Genomic DNA, 25,304 nt, shown 5'->3' on the forward strand with positions numbered 1-25,304 from the left:
TCACGAAGCGCTGTTTGTATGGTGCTATTATGAAATTAGGTGGTATTATACGGAATGAAAGAACAATTTTCCAAGCTATTTGGTTTGACGGAGCGATCCAATGGGGACGAAATAAAACAAATTCCAGTTCGGGATATTGTCAGCAGTCCTTATCAGCCCCGCACCATATTTGACGACGAGAAGATTGATGAGCTATGCCAGACTATTAAGACGCATGGTGTAATTCAACCGATTGTCGTTCGTTTCCGTAATGGACAATATGAAATTATAGCAGGGGAACGTCGTTGGAGAGCTGTCACCAAGCTGGGTATGGAGACGATTCCAGCCATTGTTCGTGAGTTTAATGATTCACAAGCTGCATCCATCGCGTTGATTGAGAATCTTCAGCGAGAGGGTCTAACTGCGATTGAAGAGGCTGTAGCTTATCAAAAGCTGATTGACCTGCATCAACTTACCCAGGAAAGCCTCGCTCAGCGACTTGGCAAAAGCCAATCCACTATTGCTAATAAAATACGGCTGCTTCATTTGCCGGAGAGAGTGAAAGAGGCCCTAATGGAACGGAAGGTGTCCGAGCGTCATGCTCGTGCATTATTGTCGTTAGAGACCGAAGAACTACAGTACAAGGTTTTAGATGAAGTAATTGCTAAGGAACTCAATGTGAAGCAGACAGAGGCACGAGTTGCCTTTTATAAACAAGTATCCACGATTAAGAAATCAAAGCGGATTTCCTTTACTAAGGATGTCCGGCTTGCGCTGAATACGATTCGTCAATCCATTGATATGGTGTCCGGCTCAGGGTTGGATATCAAAACAAAGGAATCTGATCATGAGGATCACTATGAGATTGTCATTCAAATTCCCAAACGTAAGTAAGGGATGAAGCGTACAGCGGCAGCAACTGCCGCTTTTTCTGTCTAACGCCAACATAAAACCGCAGCATACTCGTATTCTATTTTGAAAATTGCCGTTATCCGTAAGTTAAGGACTAAGTAACGTCTTCATAGAGCTTTTGCAATCATGGAACGTAGCAGGATTCCGATTAAATTATGAGGTGAATGAAGTGTCAAAAATAATAGCCGTAGCCAATCAAAAGGGCGGAGTAGGCAAAACGACTACTTCCGTGAATTTGGGCGCCGGACTTGCTTCCCTCGGCAAAAGGGTATTGCTCGTGGATATCGACCCGCAAGGTAATACAACCAGCGGTGTGGGTATCAATAAGGCGGATGTGGCAAATTGTATTTATGATGTACTCATTAACGAGGTTGACCCTAGCGAGGCGATTATCAGTACACAGGTCGAGGGATTGGATATTATCCCGGCAACCATTCAATTAGCAGGTGCTGAAATCGAACTGGTACCAACTATTTCTCGCGAATTGAGATTAAAAAGATCACTTCAGCTCGTCAAGCATAATTATGATTATATATTAATAGATTGCCCTCCATCGCTGGGTATTTTGACGCTCAATTCATTGACGGCTTCCGATTCAGTCATTATTCCGATCCAGTGTGAATATTACGCGCTGGAAGGATTAAGCCAATTGTTGAATACCGTGCGATTAGTACAAAAACATTTAAATACCTCTTTGCAAATTGAGGGTGTGTTGCTAACCATGTTTGACGCTCGCACAAACTTGGGCATTCAGGTCATTGAAGAAGTGAAAAAGTACTTTCAAAGCAAAGTTTATCAGACGATTATTCCACGCAACGTGAGACTCAGCGAAGCACCATCACATGGCCAGTCCATTATTACGTATGATCCCCGTTCTCGTGGGGCAGAGGTATATATTGAGTTGGCAAAGGAAGTGGTATCTTATGAGTAAACGGTTGGGAAAGGGACTGGATGCGCTTATTCCCTCCCTTACAGTCAGTGAAGAGGATAAGGTTGTTGACATTCCGCTCAGCCAGCTGCGGGCAAACCCATACCAGCCTCGGAAAACGTTTGATGAGGAGTCCATTAAAGAATTAGCGGAATCCATTCGTCAGCACGGTGTTATCCAACCCATTATTGCGCGTAGTGTCTTGAGAGGGTATGAGATTATAGCCGGGGAAAGGCGATTTCGGGCATCTCAATTTTGCGGGAATCCGACCATACCTGTGGTTGTTCGCAATTTTACAGATCAGCAGGTAATGGAGATTGCCCTGATTGAGAATTTACAGCGTGAAAACTTAAATGCAATGGAAGTGGCAGTAGCGTATCAGGGGTTAATGGATCAATTCGCCTTAACTCAGGAAGAGTTGTCCATGAAGGTGGGAAAATCACGTTCACACATTGCCAATTTTCTTCGTTTGCTCGCATTGCCTGAGGAGGTTAAAGATCATGTTTCACGTGGAACATTGTCTATGGGGCATGCTAGAGCAATAGTCGGGCTTAAAGATCCAGACATGGTAAAACAGCTGGCCATGCAATGCATTGAGCAACAGTGGAGTGTTCGTGAACTTGAGGAAGCCGTACAACAGTTGGATCATAAGCCTGGAGAAACAAAAGCTAAAGCAAAGGTGCGAAAAAAGGACCCCTATATTGACCATATGGAAGAGTCCCTGCGCGAGCGTTTTAAAACAACTGTGAAGATCAAGCACAATAAGGATAAAGGCAAAATCGAATTGAATTATTACAGCCAGCAGGATTTGGAAAGATTACTGGAGCTATTACAGTAGTCCGTAAAAATATGGACATGTCTCCTTGAGTGAAATGGAAAGTGAGATATGTCTTTGCTTTGTCTGGAATTGCAGGAATCAGAATGGTTTTGATGGATAAACTAATAGCCTTGTGTTATTTGTCTCGCTGTTCTCAAACGTTTAAAATAAAAGGTAAGCAAAGCAGTAACATGATTTTTGAGGTAGAGGGGTAGAAACAAACATATGGCTGAATTGAATGGACTAATCATGGAGCAGCTTGCTGGAATTGTTGCAGGGATCGTGCTTATTTTGCTTATCCTGTTGATTGTTATTATTGTACAGGGATCAAAGCTGAAGAAGATGCGGCGAAAGTATGAAACCATGATGGCAGGCAGCGGTGTAGAGAATTTGGAAACGCTGCTGATTGATTTAAAGGTGCAGATGGATACGATTGAAGATGAGCAGGAAGCCCACCGTGCAAGTATGAAATCACTACGCAGCAAACTGACTGGCTTGAAGGGACATATAGGCATCAAACGTTATAATGCCTTTGGTGAGAGAGGGAGCGATTTAAGCTTCTCTCTGGCTATTGTAGACGATAATCAGGACGGAATAGTATTGAGCGGTATTTATAACCGGGATGGCTCATATGTGTATGCCAAGCCTCTGGAAGCGGGACAATCCGCTTATTCCTTATCACCTGAAGAGAAAGAAGCTATTACTCTTGCGCAGCAAGTAGGACAGACCGGTAATGCCACTCCCTAATTGCGGAGTATAAGCTACTAGCTATGATATCTGATAACTTCATTACCAAATTTAGTCTCGTATTTTGTAACACGAAGTATTCCATGAAGCCGCCGACGTTAACGATACCAGTCAAATGGATATCGCCGACCGGCGGTAATTCTTTATTTACACCTGCTCCAGGCTTGAGAGGACCCTCTGCAACCTGAATGCATCCAACACTGGAGGTTTGTCCAAGACATGCGTCTATGCCAATGATATAAGGCTGTTCGTATCGGTCATGTATGCCGTTCAGTGTGGTTTGCAGGTTCATAGCATGTACAGGCTCATCTAATGTTCCATACAGATTAAATAGGGGGCTTTTGTAGCGGGACAAATGGGTACCCACAAGCGGGCCAAGGCAATCTCCAGTAGAACGGTCGGTGCCGATGCAAATGATGACGATATTTTGTAGACTCCGCGCCTGATGCAGATGGAACAGCAAACGATGGATGATGGCTGATTGGATCCCGGGATCGGTGTGTGATATTTTTAAGCTTAGGGGTTCTTGCCCCGGAATGAAGTCAGATGGATAAGTCATGGAATCTTCCTTTCGTCCTGTAATGGAGTGTGCAGGTTATGCTCGCCTACCTTTAAGAATATACTTGGCCTGCGGGTAACAATTATTCTCAAGATAGTAGCTAGTATATGGATAAACTTGTGCTTTTATACTCGGGAAAAGTAGATTATTCATAGCCATTTGTTTGAAGTCGGGAGATATGCTTATATAGATAGGAAATAGAATGTGGGAAATAGAAAGAGTATTTCCCTGGTTTGAGGAGGAGTACAGCATGACCTTTATACATTGGTTGGCCGGTAATTTAGACACGGATGACGTAGTGCAAGGTGCGATTCATTGGAAGGATGCTGTATGGAAATGGCTTACAGATAGTGCGATGTGGTCGACCTTTTTGTTTGTGATTTTGAAAATTGTAATTATTTTCATCATTACACGTATCTTTATTCGAGTTATTAATAAAATTATAGATAAGTCGATGGAGCAAAAGGGAGATAACGGCAGATTCCGATTGAATACCAGACGGTTAACGACTGTTGGGGAACTGCTAAAAAATGTAACAAATATTGTATTCAATTTCATCTTAATTATGCTGGTGCTATCGCAAATGGGTATAAATCTAGGCCCTCTGATTGCTGGAGCTGGAGTGCTTGGGTTGGCTGTAGGTTTTGGGGCACAGAGCTTGGTTAAGGATGTAATTACCGGATTCTTTATTATATTTGAGGATCAATTTGCCGTAGGAGACGTCATTCAGACGGGAACTTTCAAGGGGACGGTAGAAATGATTGGGCTGCGTACAACCAGGCTGGTGAGCTGGAAAGGTGAGGTGTACATTTTACCGAACGGCTCCATTACGACAGTAACGAACTTCTCCATGTCCAACGCGTTGGCGGTGGTAGATGTGCCAATGAAGGCGGAGCGTAGTCTGGAGGAAGCCGTCAGCTTGGTAAAACAGGCGATCCAAGGCATTGAAGAGTCCAATGCGCAGATACTTAATATGCCGGATGTGTTAGGCGTTCAGTCCATGACTACATCAGAGTATATCGTACGTGTTGTGGCGGAATGTATGCCGAACACAGGGGCCTTGGTAGAGCGTGATATTCAGAATAATATCAAGAGGGCTCTGGAGGACGAGGAACATCGTCAGGCCGCACTGGAAACGGCGATCACCCTTGAAAAAGAAGATGAGCCAGGAAGAAAAGGGGGAGAGAAGGGTGGAGCGTAAGTCGTTTGAACTAGGGGATATTGTGCAGATGAAGAAGCCTCATCCGTGTGGAACGAACGAGATGGAAATCATCCGGATGGGGATGGATATTCGAATCAAATGTGTCGGATGCCAGCATAGTGTGCTGATTCCGCGTGCCAAGTTCGAAAAGAATATGAAAAAAGTGCTGCGCTCAAAGTCCAGTGGTGACGAGCAGAATTCGGAAACCATTTGAGCAGAGAAAGTGGATCATGGTGAACAAGAAATCAGCTTGCGTCATGAAAGCAATGATGATATAATTATCCTTGCTGCGGAAAGGTACCCAAGAGGTCCAAGGGGGCTGACTCGAAATCAGTTAGGCGTCGCAAGGCGTGCGTGGGTTCGAATCCCACTCTTTCCGCCACTAACTTCATGAACTAAATCAATCTCTTACGTCTGCTGACGTGGGGGATTTTTTGTTTTATGGCAATAAATAAATCAGATTACTAAAAATGAATGTAACGATATCGAAAAAATGATTAAGAATTTATTGGTGAATGAATAAGGAGTTAGAGCAAAAGAAAGCTCCTAACAGCGTTTGAAATAATGGGACTGACCCCATAACGGGAGACAAATCAAAACACCTTCAAGAAAATCGAACCATGTCGTAAGATATGGAGATAACCTTGGAGGTGTTTTTACGTTGGCAACGAGAGTGAGTTATCCCTTAGAAATAAAGATGAAAGCTATTGAAATGAGATTGGCAAGAGTCCCGGTAAGAGAGGTTATGGAGCAGTTGGGAATACGGAATAAAACACAGCTAAAAACATGGATGAGGTGGTATCGAAAAGGTGAAGTGCATCGTCTGGAGCAGCCTGTGGGTAAACAATACAGCTACGGAAAAGGTCCGGAACACTCTTCGGAGCTCGAAAAAGTAAAAGCGGAGAACCGGTTCCTGAAGCAGCAAGTGGACCTGCTAAAAAAGTACAAGGAACTGGAAAGGAGGTGGAACCAGAGGTCGCCGTTGCCTGGATCGAATCCATTCGAGACGAAGTGACGGTGTCTGAGGCTTGTACATGGCTCGGAATCGCAAGAGCGACCTACTACCGTTGGAAAGCAACTGTGGGGACAGAGTATGCTGACAAAGCAGTGGAGAGAATCCGGGAGCTTTGCATCCGTCATAAATTTCGGTATGGTTACCGGAAAATCACCGCACTCCTTCGGGCAGAGCAAAGAATGAATCACAAACGAGTTCAGCGGATTATGCAGCGTGAGGGGCTACAATGCCGCGTGAGGATGAAGAAACGAAAGGCCACTGGGCAGCCCGCTCATCCAGCAGAAAATCTGCTGAAGCGGCAATTCCATGCAGAGGCGCCCTTGCAAAAGCTCGTCACGGACATCACCTATTTACCGTTTGGCGGAAAGATGTTGTACTTCTCCAGCATTCTAGACCTGTACAACGGGGAGATTGTGGCTTACAGTATAGCGGACAAGCAAGATACGTCCTTGGTTTTGGATACGCTGAACCAACTTCCAAAACGGTCAAGCATGCTGCTCCATAGCGACCAGGGAAGCGTATATACGTCACAGGCTTATCAAGCTGCAGTAAAGGGAAAAGGCATTACCATGAGCATGTCCCGTAAAGGAACGCCCGCTGATAATGCCCCCATCGAATCGTTTCATTCCACACTAAAGTCTGAAACATTCTACCTCGAAGATCTCATCTGTACAACGACTGCAATCGTTGTACAGACCGTTCGAGACTACATCACCTACTATAACTCAATTCGGATTCAAGCGAAACTAAATAACCAGTCGCCGGTAGATTACAGGCGACTGGCTGCTTAAACTTGAAGGTGTTTTGATCCCTGTCTCACAAACGGGGGTCAGTCCCTAATAGCTGTCAGGAGCTTTCTTTTGTTATAGCTGATTAGGCGGGTAATGATAGCGTTTTGTTCTCTTTGAGCCAGAGATCATCAGAAGGATGGCTGCAATCAAATGGAGTGCCCAGCCTACAAAAGGAATCCAGGCTAGCAAGGAAGTGATTACTCCCCAGACAGAACCGTAGATCGCTTCCTGATTGCGTAACGACAGGATAAGTGTTACTGCATGCAGGACAAGCATAAACCCTAAAGCTGAGTAGCCAGTCCCCATGACAATAGCTCCTCCCACAATCGGTACAGCCAGCACCAATTCGAATATACCTGATATCCACTTTAATATACGAGAATAGCTCATCTTTAAACCTCCGTAAATAGTAGGTCTTTGTACTTGGATATATTCTAGCAGAAGGAGCTGAATTAATCTGCATTTTACCAGTATATGCAAAAAGTCCGATAATGCAACAAAGGAGGACCACAAAGGTCCTCCATCGTAGGCGATACATTTTTAACAGGATATGATCTGTCCAATCACATCATGAAACTCGGTGTACTGACTAGCAATACCGTGTTGAAAAGACAGTGTCCTTTTACACAAACCTAACGCTTCTAATGCCCGGAATGGATCTCCTAACAGTTTGTAAGGCTACGTTGTCCAACGGAACCACACCTCTCTGTTGTATCGCCTAATCATAATATGGCCAGGATTCCGAAGAAATATACATTAGTGGACGCGAGCTTTCGTTTTTTTCTTCCACTTGCGATTATGATTGGTGGTCTTCGGAAAAGAATCGCCTCTTTCCAACGTTATTTGCTGCGGGTTTTGGATTTCAGTATGAAAGCTTTTTTCTCCAACCTCCATATATACGCCGTCGTTTGGGACCTTATCCCCGGGTACGAACTCAGTCTTTTCACCCATACGGTTGTGCCTCCTTAGATAATGAATTTGGACTGCAACGGTTATTGTGCGCTGTCTTAAACAGAAACATGCGAAATTAGGGCACACAGATAGTAGTTAATCAAAAATTATTTCCTTTATATATGCGAAATTTGTGGTGTGATATAAAATTGTATAAAACCAGTGATATGATGTGTGTGAGCAGTTTTTAGCCTTATGCTCGAAATTGCAGGTTGCATTCAGGTGCTCGATTTGGTAAACTGTTTTAGTGCGAGTTTAGGCTCGTTCCTTGCTCTCAACTGAGATTGAGGGCCTTATGTCCATAAGGAGGTGTAAAGAATGCGCAAATATGAAGTGATGTACATTATTCGTCCTGACATTGAACAAGAAGCTGTTCAAGCGACAGTCGACAAATTCCAAGGTATCATCTCTAACGGCGGTGGCGAAATTACGAATCACGATGTAACTAAACGCCGTCTTGCGTATGAGATCAAGAAATTCCGTGATGGTTCTTTCGTTCTGGTAAACTTCACAGCAGAACCTGCTGTTGTTACTGAGCTTGAGCGTATCATGAAAATTTCTGACGAAGTAATTCGTTATCTCATTACGAACGACGTAGCTTAATTATTGTACGTGATTATGTAATGAACAACGCTCAAAGGAGGGGATTGGATTGTTGAACCGTGTCATTCTGATCGGTCGTTTGACCAAGGATCCAGAGCTGCGCTATACACCGTCTGGTGTAGCAGTAACCCAGTTCACCCTGGCTGTAGACCGTCCGTTTACAAGTCAAGGCGGCGAACGGGAAGCGGATTTCTTGCCGATCGTAACCTGGCGTCAGCTTGCTGAAACATGCGCTAACTATCTTCGTAAAGGTCGTTTGACGGCTGTTGAAGGCCGTGTACAAGTGCGTAATTATGAGAACAATGAAGGAAAACGTGTATACGTGACTGAAATTGTTGCTGATAATGTACGTTTCTTGGAATCTAACCGCGATAGCGGCAACGGTGGCGGCAATAGCGGTGGAGGTATGCGTGAGGAGTCTCCTTTCGGAGGCGGTAACAGCAATAGTGGGCGCGGGAATAATAACTCGCGAAACAATCAGGATCCTTTTTCCGATGACGGAAAACCGATCGATATTTCGGATGATGATCTACCATTTTAATTGGGAAAGGACTGACAAAGAATGGGCTTCAGACAAAGAGAAGGCGGAGACGATAACAAAAGACCAGCTCGTCGTGGTGGTCGCAACAAACGTCGTAAAGTATGTTTCTTCACTGTGAACAAAATTACTCACATTGACTATAAAGATACAGACCTGCTTAAAAAATTCATCAGCGAACGTGGAAAAATTCTTCCTCGTCGTGTGACTGGAACAAGCGCGAAATATCAACGTATGTTGACAATCGCTGTTAAACGTTCCCGTCAAATCGCATTGCTTCCTTACACTACTGAATAGTAGTGGGTGGAAAAAAAGGATGTCCCCAATTCTGGGGACATCCTTTTTTATGATTTTTTTTATTGACAACAAGTGCCATCTATTGTAACTTACTAATAATACAATCCATGTTTACCCATTAAGTATAAATCACCTTTTAGTGGCTTAAGAAATTACAAGCTCCCCAACTCGCCAGAGTACACATTTCGGTCATTCGAAATGTTATTTTATATTACATAACACTCAGTTTTCTGTCATTTTCCACAAGTAAATTTCATAAACTTTACAAAAATAGATGTTTTGCAATTGCATATTACATAAAAAAAGATATTGACGTGATATTATTTTACACTTAAGATAAACCTTAATAAAAATGTAATGGTTGTCAGTGCACAAAATTGACCAAGGGTCTAAAACATGTGTTCTACACTATCATTAGGAACAGTAAGGAGGATGTGCAAAACTTCATTTTTGAACCTCGAGCTTTAACGAATCACCGCAGGAATGAGACAGGCTGTTAAATAAAGAACCGACTAAGGGGGATTAACAGGATGGTGCAAACGAAGAAATGGGTTTCTTTGCTTATGGTGCTTACGATCGTTGGTGTTCTGTTTGCAGGATGTAGTGGAGGTGCTAATGAGGCACAGCCGCAGCAAGGCAATGCGGATAATAAAACAGAGGGAAATGAAGCAAGCGCACCAGTTACAGAGGGTGTTATTAAAGCGACGGATTTGTCGCAAAATCCTCCAGGAGCAACGAATCGGAAAGATAACATTGTAGTAGGTATGACGTCACCTAAAGGGGTATTTAACCCGCTATTCTGGCAAACAACTTACGATTTATATGTAGTCAGAACAGTATTTGATTCCTTCTTACAGGTGAAGGCAGATGGTACATATGAAAATAGTTTGGCTGAAAAGGTTGATGTATCGCCGGATGGTCTAAAATACACATTCCATCTGAAACCAGGTGTGAAGTATAGTGACGGCACTCCAGTAACCGTAAAGGATTATGCTTTTGTTCTCAAAGTGCTGCATGATCCGAATTATGATGGAGAAAGCGATATATTATCTTTTAAGATTAAAGGCGGTAAGGAATACCACGATGGCAAGGCGAATGATATCTCGGGTATCAAGGTCATTGATGATAACACAGTAGAGGTAACCGTTACAGAAGCAACAGCTTATACGAAGGATTATCTGGGTGAGCAATACTTCATGCCAGAAGCTTATTACGGAAAAGGGTTCAAGAAGGGTAACCTGGACAGCATCAAGGCGCTTAATAATAAACCAATCGGCTCCGGGCAGTATGTGCTGAAGAGCTTTTCCCCAGGTCAACAAGTCGTACTTGAAGCGAATCCAAACTACTTCAAAGGTGCACCAAAGGTGAAATCAGTTATTTTCAAAACGACAACAGAAGAAACAAACCTGTCTATGCTGCAAACAGGCGAAACGGACATGGACAATATCACAGTTACGGAAGACAATGTAGAGGAATTAAAGGCTCTAGGCTTCTTGGACGTGAATATTATGCCGACAAATGGCTATGGATATATTGCGTTTAATCACAAGGAAAAGAAATTTCAAGACCCTAAAGTACGTCAAGCTTTAACTATTGGTTTAAACCGTAAAGAGATTGTGCAGGGCGTGTATGGGCCATATGCGAATGTCATTAATATTCCACAGTCTACAGAATCTTGGTCTTACACGGATGAAGGTATCAATAAATATGAGTTTGATACAGCGAAGGCGAAGGCTTTGCTGGATGAGGCAGGCTGGAAGGTTGGGGCTGACGGAATTCGTGAAAAGGACGGAGAAAAGCTGACCATTAACTTCTCCGCAACTGCTGATAATCCAGTAGTAGAGGCCTTGCTACCGATCATGTCCAATAACTATAAGGAGCTCGGCATCAAGCTAACTTCTGAAACTTTAGATTTTAACGCCATTATGGATAAAAAGGATACGGGCAAGTTTGATATGTTCTTTGCGGCTTGGGGCTTAACTCCAGACCCGGACACAACGACTTTTATTACGAATGGTGCACAAAATGATATCGGCTATTCCAATAAAAAGGTTGATGAATTAACACTTGCTGGTAAGCATGAACTGGATCAAGAAAAACGCAAACAGATTTACAAACAGCTCTATCAAGAGCTGAACAAAGATCTGCCAACTATCTTTTTGTACCAACGCAGAGATATGTGGCCAGTGAATGGACGTGTATCCGGCTTAGAAATTACACCATACAAAGATTTTGAGTTCACTCTGCATAACGCTCAAATCGCTCAATAAGGGTTGCCAATTGTATGCTCAGCTCTCACGAGCTGGGCATATCACTTTATTCGTCTGGAGGAATGAATATGAAGCAGTACATTATTCGAAGACTGCTGCAACTCATCCCCACACTTATTGGCATATCCATTATCGTTTTTGCGATTTCAGCCATGGTGCCGGGTGATTATATTACAGCCAAGCAGAACCCGAATATGACCGCCGAGAAGGCGCAGCAGCTACGACATATCTACGGGCTGGATAAACCGGAATACCAACGTTATTTTATATGGGCCGGTAATATGTTAAAGGGAAATATGGGGGATTCATTGCAGCATAAGCAGCCGGTAACGAAGGTTATCAGCAATTATGTATGGAACTCTTTTATTATCGCTTTTTTTAGTCTTATTTTTAGCTGGCTCATTGCCATTGTTGCAGGGGTATTTTCAGCTAAGTTCCAATATTCCTTATTCGATAAGTTTGTTACGTTATTCATTTTCTTATGTATGTCGCTGCCTTCATTTTTTATTGGTCTATTGGTCATCAAAATATTTGCTCTTGAATGGGGAATTCTCCCGGTTGGGGGCATGACTACAGCAGGGATGGAAGCAGGCTCGTGGGCTTATATGGTGGATGTCCTCAAGCATATGTTCTTGCCGACACTCGTACTTACGATGCTGAGTACTGGAAGCCTGACTCGTTATTTCCGTACAGGCATGTTGGAGGTCATCCGTCAGGATTATATCCGTACCGCACGCGCCAAGGGTTTAAAGGAACGGACGGTTATTTTCAAACATGCACTGCGCAATGCCCTGATTCCAGCAATCACACTGCTCGGGTTCGAGCTTCCAGCCTTATTTGGTGGGGCGATGATCCTGGAAAAGGTATTTGTATGGCCAGGTGTGGGGCAGGTTTATCTGGAGTCGATTAGTATGCGGGATTATCCGTTTATGCTGGGCTTCACCATTTTTCTGGCTGTTCTCACGCTCATTGGCAATCTACTGTCTGATGTATTGTATGGCATGGCAGATCCAAGAATTCGCTTGAAGTAGGAGGGATACTATTGTCCGCAGAAACAGTCACGATTGAAACGAATCAAAAGGCGGCGATCCGTCCTGAAGCGTCTCCATGGAGAATCGCCATTCGTCGTTTTAACCAAAACCGCCTGGCTTTGGCAGGTCTCGTTATATTAATTCTGATGGTTATCATTTGTGTATTTGGCCCCATGATTTCACCTTATCATTTAGATGATTACAAGCTATCTGACAAAAATTTATCTCCTAATGCGAAGTACTGGCTTGGTACGGATAAGTTTGGTCGAGATATTTTACTGCGTACGATGCTTGCCGGCCGTATTTCTTTGACAGTGGGGCTGGTCGCCACGTTTATTTCGGTCATGATCGGGGCGACGTTGGGTGCGCTGGCAGGGTTTTATCGTAAAGGCGTGGATACGGTTATTATGCGGATTGCCGATATTTTCATGGCGCTGCCTACATTGCCGCTGCTTATTATTCTAGGTGCTGTTCTGTCGGATTTGAAGGTTGATCCGTCGAACCGTATTTATTTTCTGATGCTTATTATCGGAATCCTGAGCTGGACGAGCTTGTCCCGTCTGGTCAGAGGGCAGATTCTTACGCTGCGTGAACAGGAGTTCATGCAGGCGACGGAAGCACTGGGGTTGAGAGACCGCCGTAAAATATTCCGACATCTGCTGCCGAACACGATTCCTACTATTATTGTTACGGCTACGCTTGGAGTGGCTGGTGCGATTATTACAGAATCTGCGCTCAGTTACTTGGGGATTGGCGTTGTGCCGCCCACACCTTCGTGGGGGAACATGATATCGGCTGCGAATAACCTGATTGACTTCCGCAAACGGCCCTGGATATGGGTACCACCGGGAATGTGTATTCTAATTACTGTTGTAGCGATTAATCTGATTGGCGACGGTTTGCGGGACGCGCTGGACCCTAAAATGAAGAAGTAGGAGACGAACGTTTATGGAAAATGCTTTGATTGAATTTCGTAACCTAAAAACCCACTTTCATACCTCTAACGGAACTGTCAAAGCGGTCAATGACGTCAGTTTTAAAATTCGTGAGGGTGAAACGCTCTGTGTGGTAGGAGAATCTGGTTGTGGTAAGAGTGTAACTGCGATGACGATGATGCGGTTGATTGATTCTCCCCACACCTCCGACGGACAAATCTGGTTTGAGGGCAAAGACCTCCTAAAACTCAATAAAGGTCAAATGCAGCAAATTCGTGGCAATGACATTTCGATTATTTTTCAGGAACCGATGTCTTCGCTGAATCCAGTGCTTACGATTGGGGAACAGATTACGGAGCCGTTGCTGATGCATACATTAATGAGTAAAAAAGAAGCACGCGCCCGGGCAATTGAACTGATTAATTTGGTGGGCATTTCGCGATCGGAGGAAATATTCCATTCTTATCCTCATGAATTGAGTGGCGGTATGCGCCAGCGGATTATGATTGCTATTGCTTTAAGCTGCAATCCGAAGCTGTTGATTGCGGATGAACCGACAACGGCACTGGATGTAACAATTCAGGCGCAGATTCTTGATTTAATGCGGGATTTGAAGGATAAGCTTAAAACGTCCATTATGCTGATTACGCACGACTTGGGTGTCGTGGCAGAAATGGCCGATTATGTGGTCGTTATGTATGCCGGGAACGTTATTGAAGAGGCTCCTGTCATTGAGCTGTTCAAAAATCCGCAGCATCCGTATACTCAAGGGCTATTAAAGGCTAAACCTGTCATTAATCAGAAAATGGATCGGCTGTATTCCATCCCAGGACAGGTTCCAAACCCCATTGAGCTGGGTGAAAATTGCCATTTTCATGATCGTTGCGCACATTGCATGCAAATATGCAAGGATCAGGCTCCTCCCTTGAATGAAAAGGAAAATGGTCATAAGGTTGCCTGCTGGCTATATGAGAAAGAAGGGGGGCAACGGGTATGAGCGAGCCTTTGATTCAAGTGGAAGGGCTGAAAAAGTATTTCCCGATCACAGGCGGGGTGTTTCAGCGTACGGTCGGACATGTAAAGGCGGTCGATGATGTATCCTTTCACATTCATAAGGGTGAATCCTTTGGTCTGGTAGGAGAATCAGGCTGCGGTAAAAGTACGATTGGACGCACGATTCTCAGATTAATGGATAAGACAGAGGGATCAGTACGGTACAAGGGCGAAGACTTGCACGCGTTAAACAAGGAGCAGATTCGTGCGCTTCGTCCGAAGCTGCAAATCGTCTTTCAGGACCCCTTTAGCTCACTGAACCCGAGAATTAAGGTTGGTGAGGCGATCGGAGAGGCTTTGCTGGATCACGGGTTGATTGATCGTAATGAGCTGCGGCAAAAGGTCAACGAAACGCTGAATATTTGCGGTCTATCCTCGTATCACTATGATCGTTATCCGCATGAGTTCTCAGGTGGTCAGCGGCAGCGGATCGGGATTGCCCGGGCCTTGATTTTGAATCCTGATTTTATTGTGGCTGACGAGCCGGTATCTGCCCTGGATGTATCGATTCAGGCCCAGATCATTAACTTGTTAAGCGATTTGCAGCAGGAACGCCAACTGACGTACCTGTTCATCTCGCATGATCTGAGTGTGGTCGAGCATCTGTGTAGCCGGATTGGTGTGATGTATCTGGGCTCAATGGTAGAGTTGGCCTCCAAGGAGGAGCTGTTCAGCAATCCGCTTCACCCGTACACCAAGGCTTTGCTATCAGCAGTACCGATTCCAGATCCGACGATCAAAAGACAGCGGATTGTGTTAAAAGGGGACATCCCATCTCCGGCTAATCCGCCGTCAGGATGCAAGTTTCATACACGTTGTCCTATGGCGGAAGCACGCTGTAAAACAGAGGCTCCAGTATATCGAGATGCAGGCGACCAGCATTTTGTAGCCTGTCATTTTGCTTAATACGTCATACTGAAGAAGTAAATATCCGCCTTCCTGTAACAGGGATTGGCGGGTATTTTGTTGTGAAATAAAAAAAGGTAAAAAAATTGTATCTTTTTTTCGAAAAATTGCAGACAAAATGGATTTTTCATCGTCTAATAAGGTATGGAGGTTATTACGATGATGAAAAAACATTGGTTACGTTGGGCTATTGTCGTCCCGGTACTTATTATATTGATTTTTATTACACTTGGACCCCGCTTGTTGATCGGAAAGCCGAATGTGGATGCAGACGCTGCAGTGCTAATGGACATGCATACCGGGGAATTACTAATGGATGTGAATGGCGATAAGCCTATGCCCTCCGCAAATATGTCCAAGCTCATGACCGAGCTATTGGTACTGGAGGATATTCGGACCGGACGGTTAGGCTGGAATGATGAGGTGCGAATTAGTCGTTATGCGAGTACGGTGGGTGGTGTGAATCTATCCCTCCGGTATGGGGAAAGAATGACCGTATCTGAATTGTTTCAAAGTATGGTTGTGTATTCAGCGAATGACGCCGCTGTGGCACTGGCAGAGCGTTCATCAGGGAATGAGTCCGCTTTTGTAAAGCGCATGAATGAAAAAGCTGCCCAAATTGGGTTGTCGCCCGATAGTCGCTTTAGTAATGCCTCTGGGGCAGGTCAGAGTGAATTAGGGCCGAACCATCCTAAGGACATTCGCGGAGAAACGAAGATGACGGCAAGCGACACTGCAAAGTTGGCCTCTTACTTAATTACATCACATCCTGAGATTCTCAGAACGTCCAGCCGTACACAGATGGAATTGAAGGATAAGGGCATTTACATCAGCAATACGAACTGGATGTTGCCTTCCTTGGCTGGACCGTACTCTTATGCGGGCACGGACGGATTGAAAGCAGGATACACAAGCGATGCTGGATATTGTTTCACGGGTACAGCTGAGCAGCATGGCAAACGGTTAGTTGCTGTAGTACTGGGTGCACCGAGCAAGGAGGAGCGTTTCGAGCAGACACGGAAGTTGTTCGATTATGGTTTTTCTCTGTCCACCTCTTTCCCTGTGCGTTTGCAAAATTTGGTGAAATTGGCTCCGCATTAAAAATAAAAGATAACTTTGAAGGCTACATAGAATACTTATATATACATTACTGAGGGCTTTGACCGTAAGGGCGAAGCCTTTTTTGTCATGAATTTGAGGAACTGACCACGCCATGGCACTTTTGACAACAAGGTAGCTGACCTTTTATGCTTTGAGGGGAAGTTTCCGCTTCATGAGGGACCCATCCGGTTTAATGAAGAGATGGGATTTGTGGACGAAAGAAGGAAGGAAGCCATGATGGAGAGAAGACATAAGAGAAGGACCCGTGGAAAGCCCAAAAAGAAAAAGAGGTTTACCGCTCTATATATTTCATGTATTGTCTTGCTTTTAGTTGCAGTGGGAGGCTATCTATTCCGCAAACAGCTGACGCTCGTGGCTTTCGACTGGTTTGTGTCACCGACGCTGGAAAGCAAACTGGAGAAATCCTACCAGCCTCGTCAATCCGCGGAACAGCAGCCGCAAGAGAAGGTGGCTTACCAAAAGGAGCCTTTTTCGGTGTTGCTACTGGGAACGGATCAAAGGCCAAACGAAAAGGCACGTGGTCGCTCAGATACGGTTATATATGCTGCTGTACGGCCCGCAGAATCGCGTGTGCTCTTGGTCTCCATTCCAAGGGATACGTATGTACAGATTGCCGGACATGATTCCAATCGAGATGGTGAGGATGATTTTGATAAGTTAGGGCATGCTTATGCGTTCGGAGGCGAGGATATGTCCATGGCCACCGTAGAGAAGCTGATGGAGCATAAGGTCGATTATTATGCTACGATTAATTTCCAGGGTATTCAGGATGCCGTGAATGCAGTGGGTGGAGTTGTGCTTCCTATCGATCAGCCCATCGAGAATAAAAACCCGCTGCATATCAAGTTCCGTATTGAGGCGGGCAAGCCGCTTTATAATGGTGAAGAAGCCATGTATTATGTTAGGTATCGGGAAGATAGCGACTTCAACCGTACAAAACGTCAGCAAATTTTTTTGAACGCTATGGCCGATAGGCTGCTGAATATCGATGGAATCACCAAGATCCCGGAGTTGCTCGATATTATGGGGGCCAATTTCACAACGGATATGGAACCTGCCTTTATTACTGGGCTTGGCAAGCAAGCTATTTCACAGGGGAATCCACAAATTTCAAGTTTTACGATTACGGGGGAAGGGTTCAAGAAAAAGGGTCTGTACTATGACCGGGCTAATGAACAGGAGCTTGAATATGCCAGACTTATGATTGCGAACTGGCTAGACTCTGATACAACCCCGCAGACGCTGAGGCTTCCCGACAAGCAGGACATTCAGTGAGTAATCAATTGATTTATATTTGATTTTGAGGGGGATTCGTTTCTCATGAATATCGCTTTTTTCTTGCTTCCCAAACAAGAGGTCGCTTGTGTAACGGCGGATGCTACTCTACGGCAAACATTGGAACGAATGGAATACCACCGGTTCACAGCGGTTCCTATTTTGGATAAGGAAGGTAGATATACGGGTACGGTTACAGAGGGTGATTTATTGTGGCATATGAAAGAGTCTGAGGGGAAAATCACCTTTGAAAACGCTTCTAAGTTTATGCTCAAGGACGTTCCGCTGCGGGTTTCGATGAAACCTGTATCCATTGATGCCAATATGGAGGATCTGATTAATTTGGCGAAGGTACAAAACTTTGTGCCTGTCGTGGATGATATGGAGCGGTTTATCGGTATCGTGCGCCGCAGCCAAATTATTGAGTATTGTGAGAAATTTGTGTCTAAGGAATCGCTTAATACTTCAAGCTAAAATAAGCAGCAGAGCTGCTATGAAATAACGATTTACCCTATGGGGTAACAGTTATTTTCAAAATAGGATATGCTATAATGGAGAATAAAGCTTTTTCAGAGGGGTGTGACTCTTCATCATATGCCTAAAGAAATGGATGTAGTTAAACGAGCCAAGGTTATTGAATGGCTTAAAACAGAGGTGCTTGACCAAGTCTCCCGTCTGTTTAAGGCGATGTGGGAAGGCAGTACAGTCCGTATTGGTGATTGTTTGGCCAGCCTGGTGATGAGCAGTTATATTCTGGGGAGGCGTCTTGGGGTGTCTTACCGTGAATTGGATGATCTACTCATCGACAAGCTAAGAAAGCACAGAAAAGAAGGACACCAGTTGGAGGATTGGTATCAGGACATTTCCGCACTGGAAGAACATATGCGTAAGAGGTGAAAACGTTGAAATTCCGCTTGGCCACTGTAGCATGGAGCGTTATTTATTTGCTTCTGCTGCTGACTCTATTGACACCATTTAGAATTATTACCGTATTTTTTCTGATTGTGCCTGGCGCTGTATTGTTTTCATCGCTGCCTTTCAAAGGTTTTCTGGTTCACGTCATACCGGTGCTTTTAATTATAGCGCTACTCGATGTGTATTCGCTGCTTCCTGCGATTTACTTTCTGATTCCTTCTATATTGATGGGACGGGTATATAAAAAAGGAGGATCTGCCTTTCAGGCGTTGATGACCGGAACGGGCATTATTTTAGCCGAATTGTTGTTTGTACTGTTTATCGCTACGTATTCTTTCGGGTTTGATCTTTCACAGTCCCTTCGTGATCAGGCTGAGATGTCGGCCAGTATTGTACAGCAGATTTTGAGTGCGAATCCGATGTTTGCGAATATGAGCTGGACAGCTGAAGATACGCAGAAACTCGGTACAATGCTCATTGGTAAAGTTCCATATGTGATGATTGTCAGTTCGTTCATACTGGCAGTGATCACACATGCTTTGGCACGTCCAGCATTGAATAGTCTCGATGTGCCGGTACGTAAAATGAAGCCTGCCCGCGAGTGGATGCTACCGCGTACGCTGATCTGGTACTATCTGCTGGCAATTGTAATTGGATGGATAGCGGATTCTTCCGATAGCAGCTGGATTCAAACGGTCTCCATTAGTATGCTACCGCTGATCCATGCATGTTTTATTATCCAGACAATTGGTTTTGTATACTTCTGGACGCATAGCCGTAAAAAGAGCCCGGTGATTGCGTTGCTGCTGTCGCTCGTCGTTCTGGTGTTCCAGCCGCTCCGCATTATAGGTATTATTGATTTGGCCTTTCCGCTGCGTGAAGCTATTACAAGATCAAAGAAATAGGGTGAACAGTCATGCCTAAATTTCTACAAAAACGCTGGCACGGCTATCAGACGGTCTGGGCGTTTTTACTGCTGCTGGTGCTTGTCATATGTATTTCCATGTACAACTGGGAACTGGGTGTGATAGGACTGCTGCTATCATTCTTGCTCGGCGGACTGATGCTGAAGACGGAGCTGGATTTTCGTCGGGAACTGAATCAATATATCAGTGGTCTTTCCTTCCGGATTAAGCGGGTGGAGGGAGAAGCGATCAGTACACTGTCGTTCGGTATCATTTTATACAGTGAAAATCGAACCGTAGAATGGCACAATCGCTTTGCCAGTGAGATGTTCGAGGAGCAATCGTTGATTGGAGAGCCACTTCAAGATTTGTTTCCTCAACTCGCAAATGCTCTAAGCACTAAAAAAGAAACGAAAGAGCCTGCTCGTGAACTAAAGGTGGAATTACAGCATGATGAGCGTCATTATCAGTTTCTAATCGTGCCTGATGAGCGTCTGATATATTTGTATGAAGTGACGGAGCTTGCGGTACTGCGCAAGCAGTATGAGAACGAGCGGTTGGCGCTTGGTATCGTCATGCTTGATAATATGGACGAGGCTGCTCAGGGAATGGACGATCAGCAGCGCACCGCGCTTATTGCGAAGGTTTCCAGCGAGATTACGTCTTGGGCCAATCAGTACAATATTTATTTGCGTCGGTTGTCATCTGAGCGTTATCTGATTATGCTGAATCATAAAGCACTCCAAGAACTGGAGCAGAGCCGATTCGTCATTTTGGATACCGTGAGGGAAATGACGGCGGATTTGAAAGTACCGATGACATTGAGCATTGGCTTGTCTTTCGGCGCAGAGAGTATCAAGGAGCTGGGCGAGTTGGCCCAGTCCAGTCTAGATATGGCGCTTGGACGCGGGGGGGATCAGGCAGCAGTGAAAGCGGGACAGCGCCTGTCCTTTTATGGAGGCAAGTCCAATGCTGTCGAGAAGCGTACCAGGGTGCGAGCCCGAGTCATTGCACATGCGCTGCGTGATCTGATGCAGGAGAGCGACCGCGTGCTGATTATGGGACACAAAATACCGGACATGGATGCAATAGGAGCAGCTATCGGTGTATGGAAGGCCGCGGCACTTTACAATGTAGAGGCCCATATCGTACTGGACAAATCCAATCCGTCTATTGACCGAATGATGGAGCAGGTAAACAAGGATGAGAAGCTGTCGCAAGCGCTCATGACACCGGAGCAGTCGCTTCAGGTGATGACCGAGCACAGCCTGCTGGTTGTGGTGGATACGCACAAGGCTTCAATGACGATTGAGCCTCGTCTGGTGCAGACGGCCAGCCGGGTGGTGGTTGTGGATCATCACCGTCGGGGCGAGGAATTTATTAATGATTCTGTTCTAATCTATTTGGAGCCATACGCGTCATCGGCCTGTGAACTGGTGACCGAGCTGCTGCAATATATCCATGAGAAGGTCCAGCTGACACCGCTGGAGGCAACATCACTGCTGGCGGGGATTACGGTGGATACCAAGCATTTTTCCCTGCATACAGGCTCACGTACGTTCGAGGCCGCTGGCTTCTTAAGACGTAGTGGAGCAGATACAGTCATGATCCAGCGCATGTTAAAAGAGGACCTGGATGAATATATTGCTAAGGCGGAAATTATTAAGCATGCTAAAATGATATATGGGCATATCGCAATTGCGGTGACCGAGCCCGGACAAAAAATACCGCAGCTCCTGATTGCTCAGGTGGCGGATTCATTGCTCAATATGACGGATGTACTGGCCTCCTTTGTGGTCAGTGAACGTCCTGACGGCCTGGTGGGGATCAGCGCCCGTTCACTCGGACGCATGAACGTACAGGTCGTCATGGAACGGCTAGGCGGCGGAGGACATCTGACAAACGCAGCGGTTCAGCTGGATTGCTCGCTGGAGGAAGCTAAGCGCAGAGTGGTCGACGTTCTGGCCGAAATTGATGGGGAAGAGGGGTTATTTGAATGAAAGTAATATTCATTAAAGATATGAAGGGCCAAGGTAAGAAGGGGCAGATTAAGGAAGTGTCGGACGGTTATGCAGCAAATTTCCTGTTGCCACGTGGGATTGCCCGCCCAGCAACGGAAGGAAATATGAAGACACTGGAGAACCAAAACGCTGCTGAGGAAAAACGCAAGCAAGAGGAAAAGGAAGAGGCACAAATACTCGGCAAAAAGCTGGAAGAGACAACAATTCAGCTCAAAGCAAAGGCTGGAGAAGGTGGACGTCTGTTCGGCGCGATTACAAGCAAGCAAATCGCAGAGGCTGTTGCTAAAACAGGCATCAAGCTGGACAAACGCAAAATCGAGCTGGAAGAACCGATTCGTACGTTGGGCGTGACTCAAATGACCGTCAAGCTTCATCCTGAGGTCAAAGCTACGCTGAAAGTACAGGTGACTGAAGAATAATTATGGGCGGCGAATTTTTTGATCGGATTCCTCCGCAAAATCTGGAGGCTGAACAGGCGGTTATCGGGTCTATTTTGCTTCAGTCCGAAGCACTGATTACCGCAATGGAGCGGGTGCAGACCGAGGACTTTTACGATAAAGCTCATCAGATGATTTACGAAGCAATGATTGAGCTGGGTGAATCCGGACAGCCGATTGACTTGGTTACGCTGACCTCGAAAATTCAAGACAAGGGACAGCTAGAGGATATCGGTGGTGTCAGTTATCTGGCGAAGTTGGCTCACGGGGTGCCAACAGCGGCTAACGTGGATTACTATGCCCAGATCATTGAAGAAAAAGCGATGCTTCGTCGCTTGATTCGTGCAGCTACACAGATTGTGAGCGAAGGCTATAGCAGTGGCGAGGATGTCGCCGGTATGCTGAGCGATGCTGAGCGCAAGATTATGGAAATCTCCAACGGGCGCTCAGGCAGTGGCTTTATTGCCATCCGCGATGTCGTGATGGAAGTGTTTGACCGCGTTGAATTGCTGCATCAGAACAAGGGGAACACGACCGGAATTCCGTCCGGCTTTGTTGATTTGGATAAGATGACAGCGGGTTTCCAGCGCAATGACTTGATCATTGTGGCTGCTCGTCCATCTGTAGGTAAAACGGCATTTGCCCTGAATATTGCACAAAACGTTGCAGTACGGGCAAAAGAGACGGTTGCCATCTTCAGTCTGGAAATGTCGGCGGCTCAGCTCGTGCAGCGGATGATCTGTGCCGAGGCTAACTTGGACGCGAACGTCATGCGGACAGGTGAATTTAAAGGCGATGACGATTGGGCGAAGCTGACGATGGGCATTGCAGCCTTGTCAGAGGCGGAAATTTATATCGATGATACGCCCGGCATCACTGTGGCTGATATCCGAGCCAAATGCCGCCGTCTCAAGGCGGAAAAGGGACTGGGTATGATCGTTATTGACTACTTGCAGCTCATTCACGGACGCGGCAAAGCGGGCGAGAACCGGCAGCAGGAGGTATCCGAAATTTCACGGACATTGAAACAAATCGCCCGTGAACTTGAAGTGCCTGTAATTGCCCTTTCCCAGCTGAGTCGGGGTGTGGAGCAGCGTCAAGATAAGCGGCCAATGATGAGTGACTTGCGGGAATCGGGTTCCATCGAGCAGGATGCTGACATCGTTGCGTTTCTGTACCGGGATGATTACTATAATCAGGAAACAGAAAAGAAAAATATTATTGAAATTATTATTGCCAAGCAGCGTAACGGCCCGGTCGGTACGGTAGAGTTGGTATTTCTTAAAAATTATAATAAATTCGCTAATTACGAGCGTGCCCATTCGGATGCGTTCGCCGGTTAATATATTAGTATGTTTAGAAAAGGCTCTTTCGACGCGGGTATCGCGGTTTCGAGAGAGTCTTTTTTATAGAATTCATATATTTTCATAGAACGATTGAAACTCTCAATTACGAACAATACTATTTTCATGTAATATAATGTTCGCTTTTTATTTGACTTTGAAAAATGGTACTGGTACACTTATAGTGCTGCTTCAACGCAGCGGGAGATCATTACGCCCGGGGCTTTCCGAACTTGTGGAATGTCTGCGACGGACGTTTTTTCCTGCTGTCCGAGAACGCTTCATATCTGCCCGCTGAGGCGGTTGAAGCCAGATATGTGTTAGCGCGTCAGCTCAAAATCAGAGTGTCTGTGGGCACTCCACGGAGGAATGAAACATGTCAACTGTAGTCGTTGTGGGAACACAATGGGGAGACGAAGGCAAAGGTAAAATCACGGACTATCTGGCGGAAAGCGCTGAAGTGGTGGCCCGTTACCAAGGCGGAAACAATGCTGGTCATACGATTCTCATTGACGGTAAAAAGTATAAGCTGAGCCTGATTCCATCCGGCGTTTTTTATGAAGATAAAAAGTGTGTTATTGGCAACGGCATGGTAGTGAATCCAGCCGCTCTTATTGAAGAAATTACTTATATTCATGATAATGGATTTTCCACAAAAAATTTGGTCATTAGTGACCGCGCACATGTCATTATGCCTTACCATATGACGTTGGATGTGCTGGAAGAAGACCGCAAAGGTCCTAACAAAATTGGTACTACCCGTAAAGGGATCGGTCCTGCTTATATGGATAAAGCTGCACGTAACGGTATTCGTATTGCTGATTTGCTGGATGCAGAGGAATTCGAAAAGAAACTGCGCCATCTAACGAAGGAAAAGAATCAAGTGATTGAGCAAGTATACGGCGGCGAGCCGCTGGATGTTGAAGAAATATTGAAACAGTACCTGGAATATGCTGAGTTTATCCGTCCTTATGTAGCGGACACGTCTGTTGTGCTGAACGATGCAATCGACGCGAATCGTAAGGTATTGTTTGAAGGTGCGCAAGGCGTTATGCTCGATATCGACCAAGGTACGTATCCATACGTTACGTCCTCTAACCCGTCGGCTGGCGGCGTATGTATCGGTTCCGGTGTAGGCCCGTCCAAAATTCAACAAGTGATCGGTGTAGCTAAATCATACACAACTCGTGTAGGTGATGGACCTTTCCCAACGGAGTTGAACGATGAAGTCGGCGATTACATTCGTGAAACAGGTCATGAGTACGGCACGGTTACAGGACGTGCTCGTCGTGTTGGCTGGTTTGACAGCGTCGTTGTCCGTCATGCCCGTCGTGTCAGTGGATTAACGGGTCTTTCCCTGAACTCGTTGGACGTTTTGACAGGCCTGAAAACAGTCAAAATCTGTACAGGCTACAAATACCGCGGCGAGATCATCACGCATTATCCAGCTAGCTTGAAAATGTTGGCGGAATGCGAAGCGGTATATGAGGAATTGCCAGGTTGGAGCGAAGATATTACTGGCGTGAAAACGTTGGAGGAACTGCCTGAAAATACACGCAATTACGTACAACGCGTATCCGAGCTGACAGGCATTCCAATCGCTATTTTCTCGGTTGGTCGTAACCGCGATCAAACGAACCAAGTACTTCCGATTTATTTGTAAGACATCTATAGGATTCTATGAAGGCGTCATGCCTGTTCTAAAATATAGCTATTCCTGCACGATTAGGAGAGAGAGGTGGTTAATGCCTTT

General features: G+C 45.4%; 27 protein-coding genes and 1 tRNA gene. 25 read left to right on the forward strand and 3 right to left on the reverse strand.

Translation table 11 applies throughout. The features are described from left to right. Positions 1 to 54 precede the first annotated feature (54 nt). The 4 genes from noc to BN1546_RS11375 all read left to right on the forward strand — a co-directional run bounded on the left by noc (position 55) and on the right by BN1546_RS11375 (position 3,383). Positions 55 to 873, forward strand: a complete 819-nt coding sequence (gene noc / locus BN1546_RS11360; protein WP_013373916.1) for a nucleoid occlusion protein — start codon at positions 55 to 57, stop codon at positions 871 to 873. A gap of 187 nt (positions 874 to 1,060) precedes the next feature. Next, entirely contained in the window at positions 1,061 to 1,822 is a 762-nt protein-coding gene (locus tag BN1546_RS11365) for a ParA family protein (protein WP_013373915.1), read from the forward strand. Further along, positions 1,815 to 2,657 carry a ParB/RepB/Spo0J family partition protein gene (locus tag BN1546_RS11370; protein WP_090737512.1) on the forward strand — a complete coding sequence of 281 codons (843 nt, stop codon included), beginning with the start codon at positions 1,815 to 1,817 and terminating at the stop codon, positions 2,655 to 2,657. Before BN1546_RS11365 ends, BN1546_RS11370 begins: the two co-directional genes overlap by 8 nt. 204 nt (positions 2,658 to 2,861) lie before the next feature. After that, a complete protein-coding gene (locus tag BN1546_RS11375; RefSeq protein ID WP_090737515.1) occupies positions 2,862 to 3,383 on the forward strand; it encodes a DUF4446 family protein in 522 nt (173 codons plus the stop codon). Here the strand turns inward: BN1546_RS11375 and yyaC are convergent. Then, positions 3,337 to 3,942, reverse strand: a complete 606-nt coding sequence (yyaC, locus tag BN1546_RS11380; protein ID WP_080771881.1) for a spore protease YyaC — start codon at positions 3,940 to 3,942, stop codon at positions 3,337 to 3,339. The two genes, BN1546_RS11375 and yyaC, sit on opposite strands and share 47 nt — an antisense overlap. A gap of 250 nt (positions 3,943 to 4,192) precedes the next feature. On the opposite strand from yyaC, the gene BN1546_RS11385 reads away from it, so the two are divergent. From BN1546_RS11385 to BN1546_RS11400, 4 genes are all read left to right on the forward strand, one after another. Beyond that, positions 4,193 to 5,143 carry a mechanosensitive ion channel family protein gene (locus BN1546_RS11385; RefSeq protein ID WP_013373910.1) on the forward strand — a complete coding sequence of 317 codons (951 nt, stop codon included), beginning with the start codon at positions 4,193 to 4,195 and terminating at the stop codon, positions 5,141 to 5,143. Continuing rightward, positions 5,133 to 5,357, forward strand: a complete 225-nt coding sequence (locus tag BN1546_RS11390; RefSeq protein ID WP_013373909.1) for a DUF951 domain-containing protein — start codon at positions 5,133 to 5,135, stop codon at positions 5,355 to 5,357. The genes BN1546_RS11385 and BN1546_RS11390 overlap by 11 nt, the downstream gene beginning before the upstream one ends. Positions 5,358 to 5,434: 77 nt before the next feature. Beyond that, positions 5,435 to 5,525 (forward strand) — tRNA-Ser (locus BN1546_RS11395). 279 nt (positions 5,526 to 5,804) lie between these two features. Beyond that, positions 5,805 to 6,949, forward strand: a protein-coding gene (locus BN1546_RS11400; RefSeq protein ID WP_090737517.1) for an IS3 family transposase whose coding sequence is annotated in 2 segments (ribosomal slippage) — positions 5,805 to 6,078 and positions 6,078 to 6,949 — 1,146 coding nt in all. Because the reading frame shifts where the segments join, the coding sequence is not laid out codon by codon here. Positions 6,950 to 7,021: 72 nt separating this feature from the next. Here the strand turns inward: BN1546_RS11400 and BN1546_RS11405 are convergent. After that, positions 7,022 to 7,339: a hypothetical protein gene (locus BN1546_RS11405; protein WP_013373907.1), complete on the reverse strand. Its 318-nt coding sequence runs from the start codon at positions 7,337 to 7,339 to the stop codon at positions 7,022 to 7,024. A 366-nt stretch (positions 7,340 to 7,705) separates the two neighbouring features. Then, entirely contained in the window at positions 7,706 to 7,900 is a 195-nt protein-coding gene (locus tag BN1546_RS11410) for a YjzC family protein (protein ID WP_013373906.1), read from the reverse strand. A gap of 318 nt (positions 7,901 to 8,218) precedes the next feature. Here BN1546_RS11410 and rpsF point away from each other — a divergent pair, with 318 nt between their 5' ends. From rpsF to BN1546_RS11495, 17 genes are all read left to right on the forward strand, one after another. Continuing rightward, positions 8,219 to 8,503, forward strand: coding sequence for a 30S ribosomal protein S6 (gene rpsF, locus BN1546_RS11415; RefSeq protein WP_007433230.1), 285 nt, complete (start codon positions 8,219 to 8,221; stop codon positions 8,501 to 8,503). A gap of 49 nt (positions 8,504 to 8,552) precedes the next feature. Further along, positions 8,553 to 9,044 (forward strand): single-stranded DNA-binding protein, encoded by a 492-nt coding sequence (ssb, locus tag BN1546_RS11420; protein ID WP_010346813.1) that lies wholly within the window; start codon positions 8,553 to 8,555, stop codon positions 9,042 to 9,044. Between the two features lie 21 nt (positions 9,045 to 9,065). Continuing rightward, complete coding sequence (rpsR, locus tag BN1546_RS11425) at positions 9,066 to 9,338, forward strand: 30S ribosomal protein S18 (RefSeq protein WP_013312800.1); 273 nt, start codon at positions 9,066 to 9,068, stop codon at positions 9,336 to 9,338. A 530-nt stretch (positions 9,339 to 9,868) separates the two neighbouring features. Then, a complete protein-coding gene (locus BN1546_RS11430) occupies positions 9,869 to 11,608 on the forward strand; it encodes an ABC transporter substrate-binding protein (protein WP_013373905.1) in 1,740 nt (579 codons plus the stop codon). A 68-nt stretch (positions 11,609 to 11,676) separates the two neighbouring features. Next, the gene (locus BN1546_RS11435) at positions 11,677 to 12,639 is read left to right on the forward strand and encodes an ABC transporter permease (RefSeq protein WP_090737520.1); all 963 of its coding nucleotides are present in this window, start codon (positions 11,677 to 11,679) and stop codon (positions 12,637 to 12,639) included. An 11-nt stretch (positions 12,640 to 12,650) separates the two neighbouring features. Further along, a complete protein-coding gene (gene opp4C, locus BN1546_RS11440; RefSeq protein WP_013373903.1) occupies positions 12,651 to 13,574 on the forward strand; it encodes an oligopeptide ABC transporter permease in 924 nt (307 codons plus the stop codon). 13 nt (positions 13,575 to 13,587) lie between these two features. Beyond that, positions 13,588 to 14,571 carry an ABC transporter ATP-binding protein gene (locus tag BN1546_RS11445; RefSeq protein ID WP_013373902.1) on the forward strand — a complete coding sequence of 328 codons (984 nt, stop codon included), beginning with the start codon at positions 13,588 to 13,590 and terminating at the stop codon, positions 14,569 to 14,571. Beyond that, positions 14,568 to 15,533 (forward strand): ABC transporter ATP-binding protein, encoded by a 966-nt coding sequence (locus BN1546_RS11450; RefSeq protein WP_025679381.1) that lies wholly within the window; start codon positions 14,568 to 14,570, stop codon positions 15,531 to 15,533. Before BN1546_RS11445 ends, BN1546_RS11450 begins: the two co-directional genes overlap by 4 nt. 159 nt (positions 15,534 to 15,692) lie before the next feature. After that, the gene (locus BN1546_RS11455) at positions 15,693 to 16,634 is read left to right on the forward strand and encodes a D-alanyl-D-alanine carboxypeptidase family protein (protein ID WP_090737523.1); all 942 of its coding nucleotides are present in this window, start codon (positions 15,693 to 15,695) and stop codon (positions 16,632 to 16,634) included. Between the two features lie 234 nt (positions 16,635 to 16,868). Beyond that, on the forward strand, positions 16,869 to 17,930 hold the full coding sequence (locus tag BN1546_RS11460) for an LCP family protein (RefSeq protein WP_025679378.1): 1,062 nt from the start codon (positions 16,869 to 16,871) through the stop codon (positions 17,928 to 17,930). 45 nt (positions 17,931 to 17,975) lie between these two features. Further along, positions 17,976 to 18,404: a CBS domain-containing protein gene (locus BN1546_RS11465; RefSeq protein WP_013373897.1), complete on the forward strand. Its 429-nt coding sequence runs from the start codon at positions 17,976 to 17,978 to the stop codon at positions 18,402 to 18,404. 120 nt (positions 18,405 to 18,524) lie between these two features. Then, positions 18,525 to 18,827, forward strand: a complete 303-nt coding sequence (locus BN1546_RS11470) for a MazG-like family protein (protein WP_013373896.1) — start codon at positions 18,525 to 18,527, stop codon at positions 18,825 to 18,827. 5 nt (positions 18,828 to 18,832) lie between these two features. Further along, on the forward strand, positions 18,833 to 19,750 hold the full coding sequence (locus BN1546_RS11475; RefSeq protein WP_090737524.1) for a DUF2232 domain-containing protein: 918 nt from the start codon (positions 18,833 to 18,835) through the stop codon (positions 19,748 to 19,750). An 11-nt stretch (positions 19,751 to 19,761) separates the two neighbouring features. Continuing rightward, positions 19,762 to 21,750 (forward strand): DHH family phosphoesterase, encoded by a 1,989-nt coding sequence (locus tag BN1546_RS11480; protein ID WP_090737526.1) that lies wholly within the window; start codon positions 19,762 to 19,764, stop codon positions 21,748 to 21,750. Then, positions 21,747 to 22,190: a 50S ribosomal protein L9 gene (gene rplI, locus BN1546_RS11485; RefSeq protein ID WP_040102463.1), complete on the forward strand. Its 444-nt coding sequence runs from the start codon at positions 21,747 to 21,749 to the stop codon at positions 22,188 to 22,190. The genes BN1546_RS11480 and rplI overlap by 4 nt, the downstream gene beginning before the upstream one ends. A gap of 2 nt (positions 22,191 to 22,192) precedes the next feature. Beyond that, positions 22,193 to 23,551 (forward strand): replicative DNA helicase, encoded by a 1,359-nt coding sequence (gene dnaB, locus BN1546_RS11490; RefSeq protein ID WP_013373892.1) that lies wholly within the window; start codon positions 22,193 to 22,195, stop codon positions 23,549 to 23,551. A gap of 376 nt (positions 23,552 to 23,927) precedes the next feature. Beyond that, positions 23,928 to 25,214 (forward strand): adenylosuccinate synthase, encoded by a 1,287-nt coding sequence (locus BN1546_RS11495; protein WP_040102464.1) that lies wholly within the window; start codon positions 23,928 to 23,930, stop codon positions 25,212 to 25,214. The last annotated feature ends 90 nt before the right edge of the window (positions 25,215 to 25,304 follow it).

It is taken from the genome of Paenibacillus sp. Mc5Re-14, assembly GCF_001049835.1.
Classification (GTDB): Bacteria; Bacillota; Bacilli; order Paenibacillales; family Paenibacillaceae; genus Paenibacillus; species Paenibacillus polymyxa_C.

Coding starts and splice junctions, on each gene's coding strand:
- BN1546_RS11375 (WP_090737515.1), top strand. CDS start 2,862: ATGGCTGAATTGAATGGACTAATCATGGAGCAGCTTGCTGGAATTGTT.
- rpsR (WP_013312800.1), top strand. CDS start 9,066: ATGGGCTTCAGACAAAGAGAAGGCGGAGACGATAACAAAAGACCAGCT.
- BN1546_RS11480 (WP_090737526.1), top strand. CDS start 19,762: ATGCCTAAATTTCTACAAAAACGCTGGCACGGCTATCAGACGGTCTGG.
- dnaB (WP_013373892.1), top strand. CDS start 22,193: ATGGGCGGCGAATTTTTTGATCGGATTCCTCCGCAAAATCTGGAGGCT.
- BN1546_RS11405 (WP_013373907.1), bottom strand. CDS start 7,339: ATGAGCTATTCTCGTATATTAAAGTGGATATCAGGTATATTCGAATTG.
- BN1546_RS11385 (WP_013373910.1), top strand. CDS start 4,193: ATGACCTTTATACATTGGTTGGCCGGTAATTTAGACACGGATGACGTA.
- BN1546_RS11435 (WP_090737520.1), top strand. CDS start 11,677: ATGAAGCAGTACATTATTCGAAGACTGCTGCAACTCATCCCCACACTT.
- BN1546_RS11450 (WP_025679381.1), top strand. CDS start 14,568: ATGAGCGAGCCTTTGATTCAAGTGGAAGGGCTGAAAAAGTATTTCCCG.
- BN1546_RS11460 (WP_025679378.1), top strand. CDS start 16,869: ATGATGGAGAGAAGACATAAGAGAAGGACCCGTGGAAAGCCCAAAAAG.
- BN1546_RS11430 (WP_013373905.1), top strand. CDS start 9,869: ATGGTGCAAACGAAGAAATGGGTTTCTTTGCTTATGGTGCTTACGATC.
- rplI (WP_040102463.1), top strand. CDS start 21,747: ATGAAAGTAATATTCATTAAAGATATGAAGGGCCAAGGTAAGAAGGGG.
- BN1546_RS11455 (WP_090737523.1), top strand. CDS start 15,693: ATGATGAAAAAACATTGGTTACGTTGGGCTATTGTCGTCCCGGTACTT.
- BN1546_RS11445 (WP_013373902.1), top strand. CDS start 13,588: ATGGAAAATGCTTTGATTGAATTTCGTAACCTAAAAACCCACTTTCAT.
- BN1546_RS11495 (WP_040102464.1), top strand. CDS start 23,928: ATGTCAACTGTAGTCGTTGTGGGAACACAATGGGGAGACGAAGGCAAA.
- rpsF (WP_007433230.1), top strand. CDS start 8,219: ATGCGCAAATATGAAGTGATGTACATTATTCGTCCTGACATTGAACAA.
- BN1546_RS11470 (WP_013373896.1), top strand. CDS start 18,525: ATGCCTAAAGAAATGGATGTAGTTAAACGAGCCAAGGTTATTGAATGG.
- yyaC (WP_080771881.1), bottom strand. CDS start 3,942: ATGACTTATCCATCTGACTTCATTCCGGGGCAAGAACCCCTAAGCTTA.
- BN1546_RS11370 (WP_090737512.1), top strand. CDS start 1,815: ATGAGTAAACGGTTGGGAAAGGGACTGGATGCGCTTATTCCCTCCCTT.
- BN1546_RS11410 (WP_013373906.1), bottom strand. CDS start 7,900: ATGGGTGAAAAGACTGAGTTCGTACCCGGGGATAAGGTCCCAAACGAC.
- noc (WP_013373916.1), top strand. CDS start 55: ATGAAAGAACAATTTTCCAAGCTATTTGGTTTGACGGAGCGATCCAAT.
- BN1546_RS11465 (WP_013373897.1), top strand. CDS start 17,976: ATGAATATCGCTTTTTTCTTGCTTCCCAAACAAGAGGTCGCTTGTGTA.